The sequence below is a fragment of the Bradyrhizobium sp. UNPA324 genome, from assembly GCF_006658635.1.
Classification (GTDB): Bacteria; Pseudomonadota; Alphaproteobacteria; order Rhizobiales; family Xanthobacteraceae; genus Bradyrhizobium; species Bradyrhizobium nanningense.
Map to the genome: position 1 here is coordinate 3648342 of NZ_LFJD01000004.1, position 6300 is coordinate 3654641.

Here is a 6300-nt window from a genome sequence, read left to right on the forward strand (position 1 = left end):
GGCCCTATTGGGGGGCCTTTGGGGAGCAGAGGATGCCAGGCGTTCGTTGGGTGAGGATTGCTAGGGTGGCATGCGCGGCACTGGCGGCGCTGGCGCTATCGGTCGCACCGGCGGCTGCGACCTCGCGCATCAAGGACCTCGCCAACATCGAAGGCGTGCGGCAGAACCAGCTCATCGGCTATGGCCTCGTCGTCGGCCTCAACGGCACCGGCGACACGCTCAACAACATTCCCTTCACCAAGCAGTCGCTGCAGGCGATGCTCGAGCGCATGGGCGTCAACATCCGCGGCGCCACCATCCGCACCGGCAACGTCGCCGCCGTGATGGTGACCGGCAATCTGCCGGCCTTCGCCACCCAGGGCACGCGCATGGACGTCACCGTCTCCGCGCTCGGCGACGCCAAGAACCTTCAGGGCGGCACCCTGCTCGTCACCCCCCTGTTAGGTGCCGACGGCAATGTCTACGCGGTGGCGCAGGGCTCGCTCGCGATCTCCGGCTTCCAGGCCGAGGGCGAGGCGGCCAAGATCGTGCGCGGCGTGCCGACCGTGGGACGCATCGCCAACGGCGCCATCATCGAGCGCGAGATCGAATTCGCGCTCAATCGCCTGCCGAACGTGCGCCTGGCGCTGCGCAACGCCGACTTCACTACCGCCAAGCGCATCGCGGCCGCCGTCAACGACTATCTCGGCGTCAAGACCGCCGAGCCGATCGATCCCTCCACGGTACAGCTCTCGATCCCGCCCGAGTTCAAAGGCAACGTCGTCGCATTCCTGACCGAGATCGAGCAGCTGCAGGTCGACCCCGATCTCGCCGCCAAGATCATCATCGACGAACGCAGCGGCATCATCGTGATGGGCCGCGACGTCCGCGTCGCCACCGTCGCGGTGGCGCAGGGCAACCTCACCGTCACCATCTCCGAGAGCCCGCAGGTCAGCCAGCCCAATCCGCTGTCGCGCGGCCGTACCGTGGTCGCGCCGCGTAGCGCCGTCACCGTCACCGAGGACGGCAAGAAGCTGGCCCTCGTCAAGGACGGCGTCTCGCTCCAGCAGCTCGTCGACGGCCTCAACGGCCTCGGCATCGGCCCGCGCGACATGATCAGTATCCTCCAGGCGATCAAGGCCGCCGGCGCGATCGAAGCCGACATCGAGGTGATGTGATGCAGACCAGCGCGATCAACACTCCGCGCGTCGCCAACTCCTCGGCCTTTTCGGTCGAGAGCCGCAACGGCCGGCCCGATTTCGACCTCGCTGCCGCGCTGCAAAAGGTCTCGCCGCAACAGCAGGCCAAGGCGCAGAAGACCGCCACCGACTTCGAGGCGATGTTCCTCAACAGCATGTTCTCGCAGATGACCTCGGGCCTGAAGGGCGAAGGCCCGTTCGGCGACACGCCCGGCACCGGCGTGTGGCGCTCGATGCTGACCGAGCAATATTCAAAGAACTTCGCCAAGGCCGGCGGCGTCGGCGTCGCCACCGAAGTCTACCGCACCCTCATCATGCAGCAGGCGAAAACGATCCGCACGGCATAAGGTCAACCGACATGAACCACTTCAACGCCTCACGTCAGCCGATGCAGCCCCGGCGTCCGAACACTGCGCCCGGCGGCGCCGAGGCACGCAAGCTCGCCGAAGGGCTGATGGATGCGATGAGCGCCCTGCTCGGACTGATCGAGCGCGAGACCGAGCTCGTTCGCGCCGGCAAGGTCCGCGAGGCGATGACGCTCGAGAGCAAGAAGCAGGAGCTCTCGCGAAACTATGTCGGCGCCGTCAGCCAGTTGAAGGCGAACCAGGCGCAGCTCGCGAAATCCGCCCCGGAGCTGCTCTCGACGTTGCACCGCCACCACGATGCATTCCGCGCGATGCTCCAGGTCAATCTCACCGTGCTCGCGACTGCGCACGCCGTTTCCGAAAGCGTCGTGCGCGGCGTCAATGCCGAGATCCAGAAGCGCAACGTGCCGAACACCTATACGGCCGCAGGTCGCCGCGCGGCTCCAGGTCCGCGCCACATCACGCCGCTCGCGGTCAGCCGCTCGCTCTGAGCGCGCCGAGAACAACCGACAATTTTACGAAAAACCGCGTGACCATTTCGTCGCGCGGTTAGGCACGTTTCCTTACCGGGTCTTCAGTCCTGGTGTTCCATGGTTGCGTTATTAGAGGGGTTGGGATTTGACTCAATCAAGGCAACCAGGAGGCTGCCATGAGTACAGATTTCAGCATCAGGCCGGTGGGGATCCCGGCTCCCGTGCAGATCGTAACGACGTCCAATGCGGCGGCGAACGAGGCTGTGCAGACTGATCTTCCGGTGAGCCAGACGGTCGCCGCGGCGGATACGAGCGCGCCCGTGCGCAATGATCTGTCGAACCCCGAGAACGTCTCGCGCCAGGTCGTGTTCGACCAGGCGGCCGCATCCTTCGTCTTCCAGGTCGTCAACGACAGGACCGACGCAGTGGTCAACCAGTTCCCCGACGAAGCGATGCTGCGCCGGCGGGCCTACTTCCATGCATTGGATATGAAGTCCGAGCCCTCGCGTCCGCTCAGCACGGATGTCAGCGCCTGACGATCACGAGTCGAGATTGCGGGATCGGTGACGATGTCTTGCTCCGCGTCTGACCGGCACCGGTCAGCGTGAAATTGTCATTTCCGAAAGACGACAGGTCCAAATGCTGGTGATGCCGACCATCACGAGTCACGGCCGTCCGGACAGACCCGCAGCGATATTGCGGTTGATCTCGATCAGCGGACGGAAGTGATCGAACTGCGGGCTCATCTGCAGCGCGGCGGTCTGGCTCAGCACGAACACGCTGATGTTCGCGATCTTCTGCCGGACGTCGATCGGCTGCGGGTTGTTGTCGCGCATCGCTTCGCTCAAGAAGATGGTCCAGAGCTTGCGGTTGAACATCAGGGCCTGCATGGTCTGCTCGCTGAGCGGATCGGCGTTGTTCACTGCGTCCTGGAGCTTGTTCGCGGCCTTGAGCAGGGTCTGCGCCTCGATGTCGCGAGGAGATGCGGTGGTCGTTGCAACACGCGCATAAGCCGAGGCAGCGGAATTCGACATCAATCACACCCTGGAGGTTTACCTAGCGCGTTGTACGCGCTTAAGGATTTCTTTCCCAACCCTAGGCAGCACCGCTTAAGATTTGCTTACGTGTGTGCTTGGAAGCACTCCGGATAATTACGGGTCACGGAGCTCTTCGTCGGCGCAACGCTAGATCCACGCACACACGATGTAAACGCGCTTCGCGCGATGCGTGCCGATCTCAGCTAATCTTGTCTTAGCGATCTCCCTCAAAAGAACGGCGGAGCATTAGCCCCGCCGCGAGATCTCAAGTAGCGAGCTTGGCTCTCGAAATTAGCGGAGCAGCTGCAACACGCTCTGCTGCGACTGGTTGGCCAGCGACAGCGCGGAGACCGCGATCGACTGGCGGGTCGACAGCGCCTGGCTGTTCGCCGCTTCCTCATTGGTGTCGGCGAGCGTCAGGTTGGACGAGCCGGTCTGCAGCACGTTGATCAGGTTCTTGGAGAAGTCCTGACGCACCTGCACGATCGAGAGGTTCGAACCGAGCGAGGAGCCCTCCGAGCGCAGCCTGCTCGAGGCGGCATTCAGGCTGGCCAGCACCTTGTTGGTGGCGCCGTTGTCGATGAAGTCCGTGCCGGGAACGAGATTGCTGAGACCGAGACCCGCCGCATTGAACACGACGCCGTTGATGCCGAGTGTGGAGCTGCCGGTCTCGTTGAAGACCAGCTTCAGCGTATCGCCGTTGAGCAGGTTAATGCCGTTGAAGGAGGAGTCCTGCGACGTCGTGTCGATCTGCGCCAGGATGTTGTTGAACTGGCTGACCAGGCTCGAACGCGCGGTCTGCGCGACGGGGTCCTGAACCGGGGGCTGCGCGGTGGTGAAGGCGAGCACGCCGGTAAGCGTACCGCCGACCGCACCGCCGGCAGCAGTCGAACCAAGGGTCGAGGACGCGTACTCGTTGACGGTCGTGACCGTCAGCACGCCGTTGGCATCGATCGTCGCCGTCAGGTGGTTCGCCTGCAGCTGCACATTGAGCTGATCGAGCGTCTTGACGGTGCCGTTGGTGCCGTCACCGAAGGTGACGTTGACCGGCGTGCCGCCGTTGAAGGAGGTGAAGGTCAAGGTCTTGCCGCTGACGCCGCCGACGCCCGAGGTGCGTGCCGCGGTGAAGGCGGTCGCCGTCCCCGTGTTGCCGCTGAGGCCGAACGCGCTCAGCGCGTTGCCGGTGCCGGTGATCGAAAGGTCGGCGTTGATACCGGTGGAGAGCGCAAGCTGACCGCTGCTGTTGACCGACGACGGGATCTGGCCCGCAGTGGTCGACAGCGTCGCCGCGCCGTTGAAGATGCTCGCGGTCTTGACGCCGGTGGCAAGGTCGATCGAGTTGAGCAGGTCGGTCAACGTCGCGCTCTGGATATAGACCGTCGAGTTGCCGTTGCCGTCGGTGACGACGTTGCCGCTGACGCCATAGCCAGTGGCCACGCTCGCTGCCGATTGCGGGGTCTCGGCGTTCTTGAAGGTGATGGTGTGGCCGTCGACGTTCAGCGTCGAGCCATCGGTGACCAGGGTGCCGAGCGAACCGGCCGTGGTGGAGCGGTTTGCGGTGACGTTCGCGTTGCCCGCGCCGGTCGCCGACGTCAGACCGAGCGCCTTGAGGAAGTCGGCCTTTCCGGTCACGCTCAGATCGGCGCCGGTCGAACTCTTCAACGTCACGGCGCCCGCCGTGATGGAGGATGCTACCTGGACCGTGCCGACGGGGCCGGCCGAGCCGCTGACCGCGAAGGTCGCCGCGCCGGCGCTGATGGTTGCGGTCTTGACGGCGCTGGCGAGGTCGATCGCGGTGAGAACGTCGCTGACAGTCGCCTTGGGCGCAGCCGCCGTTCCCTCATAGACGATTGAATTGCCGTTGCCGTCGGTGGCGATGTGTCCGCTGGCGTCGAGCCCCCAGCCGGTCGGCTGCGTGCTCGGCGCGATGCCGGTGCGGAAGGTGATGGTCTTGCCGTTCACCGTGATGGTGTCGCCGTCCGCGGGCGGGGTGCTGAAGGTGGTGGATGTCGTGGTGCCGAGCAGCGTGGCAGTGCCGGACAGCGCGGTCGTGCCGTCGGCGGCGAGCGCTGCCGTGCCGGTAAAGGTACCGGCGGTCGAGCCCAGCGAGGCGCCGAGCGCGGCGGTTCCGGTGACCGGGGTCACGCCGCCGGCGGCGCCGGTATAGAGCACGTTGCTCTTGGCGGTCGCGCTCGCATAGGAGGTCGTGCCGCGCAGGTCGGCCGGCGTCGCGCCGGGAATGGTGGTGGAGACGTTCGACTTGGTGGAGTAGCCGACGGTGGTCTGTAGCGCCTGGTTGGCGATCGATTTGGCGCTGTCGATCAGCTTCTGCAGCGAGGTGATGCCGGTGTTGGCGGCCTGCAGCACCTGGACACCGTTGTTGATGCCGTCGAGCAGGTTGCTGATGTCGCTCGCCCGGTTGTCCAGCCCCTGCGCGGTGAAGAAGTTGGTGGGATTGTCGAGCGCCGTGTTGACCTTCTTGCCGGTCGACAGCCGCTCCTGCGTCGTGGCCAGCAAGTCGGCCGTCGACTGCAGCGACAACAGGTTCTGGCGAACGGACGCCGAGAGAACGATGTTGGACATTGGCGAGTCTTCCTCTTGGACTGGGTACGAATCGGCCGCGCGGTCTGGAAAGCGGGCTTTTGTCCAGTTTTAGGAGGTGTCCTTTAAAGTATGGTTAACGCCGGTTTAAGCGATACGGTTAATGCCTGATGAATGCCCCTGCCCGCCTCCAGACGCAAAAAAGAGCGGCGGGACAAAGCGTCCCGCCGCTCGCTTTTATCCAGTGATTTCAGCCGCTTATTAGCGCAGCAGCTGCAGCACGCCCTGCTGCGAGGTGTTGGCCAGCGACAGTGCGGAGACCGCGATCGACTGGCGGGTCGACAGCGCCTGGCTGTTGGCCGCCTCGACGTTGGTGTCGGCCAAGGTCAGGTTGGACGAGCCGGTCTGCAGCACGTTGATCAGGTTCTTGTTGAAGTCCTGACGGATCTGCACCACCGAGAGGTTCGAACCGAGGCTCGAGGCTTCCGAGCGCAGCGTGCTCGACGCCGCGTTCAGGTTGGTCAACACCCTGTTGGCGGCGGCGTTGTCGATGAAGTCGACCCCGACGGTCAGCGAGGCGAGGCCCAGACCCTTGGAGTTGTAGGTGACGCCGGTGATGTTCAGGCTCGACTTGCCGGTCTCGTCGAACACCAGCTTGAGCTGGTCGCCGTTCAACAGGTTGACGCCGTTGAACGAGGAGTCCTGC

General features: G+C 64.5%; 7 protein-coding genes. 4 read left to right on the plus strand and 3 right to left on the minus strand.

Annotated features, from left to right (window positions below; genetic code table 11):
• Positions 1-32: 32 nt before the first annotated feature.
• The 4 genes from UNPA324_RS17730 to UNPA324_RS17745 all read left to right on the plus strand — a co-directional run bounded on the left by UNPA324_RS17730 (position 33) and on the right by UNPA324_RS17745 (position 2552).
• Positions 33-1157, plus strand: a complete 1125-nt coding sequence (locus UNPA324_RS17730) for a flagellar basal body P-ring protein FlgI (protein WP_141935213.1) — start codon at positions 33-35, stop codon at positions 1155-1157.
• Positions 1157-1525 (plus strand): flagellar assembly peptidoglycan hydrolase FlgJ, encoded by a 369-nt coding sequence (gene flgJ, locus UNPA324_RS17735; protein WP_181769427.1) that lies wholly within the window; start codon positions 1157-1159, stop codon positions 1523-1525. The genes UNPA324_RS17730 and flgJ overlap by 1 nt, the downstream gene beginning before the upstream one ends.
• A gap of 11 nt (positions 1526-1536) precedes the next feature.
• Complete coding sequence (locus tag UNPA324_RS17740; RefSeq protein ID WP_141935215.1) at positions 1537-2034, plus strand: hypothetical protein; 498 nt, start codon at positions 1537-1539, stop codon at positions 2032-2034.
• Between the two features lie 158 nt (positions 2035-2192).
• The gene (locus UNPA324_RS17745; protein WP_141935216.1) at positions 2193-2552 is read left to right on the plus strand and encodes a hypothetical protein; all 360 of its coding nucleotides are present in this window, start codon (positions 2193-2195) and stop codon (positions 2550-2552) included.
• A gap of 129 nt (positions 2553-2681) precedes the next feature.
• Here the strand turns inward: UNPA324_RS17745 and flaF are convergent, their stop codons facing one another.
• The 3 genes from flaF to UNPA324_RS17760 form a co-directional block, all read right to left on the minus strand.
• Entirely contained in the window at positions 2682-3050 is a 369-nt protein-coding gene (flaF, locus tag UNPA324_RS17750) for a flagellar biosynthesis regulator FlaF (RefSeq protein ID WP_008554779.1), read from the minus strand.
• 294 nt (positions 3051-3344) lie between these two features.
• Complete coding sequence (locus UNPA324_RS17755; protein ID WP_141935217.1) at positions 3345-5636, minus strand: DUF1522 domain-containing protein; 2292 nt, start codon at positions 5634-5636, stop codon at positions 3345-3347.
• Between the two features lie 219 nt (positions 5637-5855).
• On the minus strand, positions 5856-6300 hold a 445-nt coding region (locus tag UNPA324_RS17760; protein WP_283810251.1), incomplete at its 5' end, for a flagellin.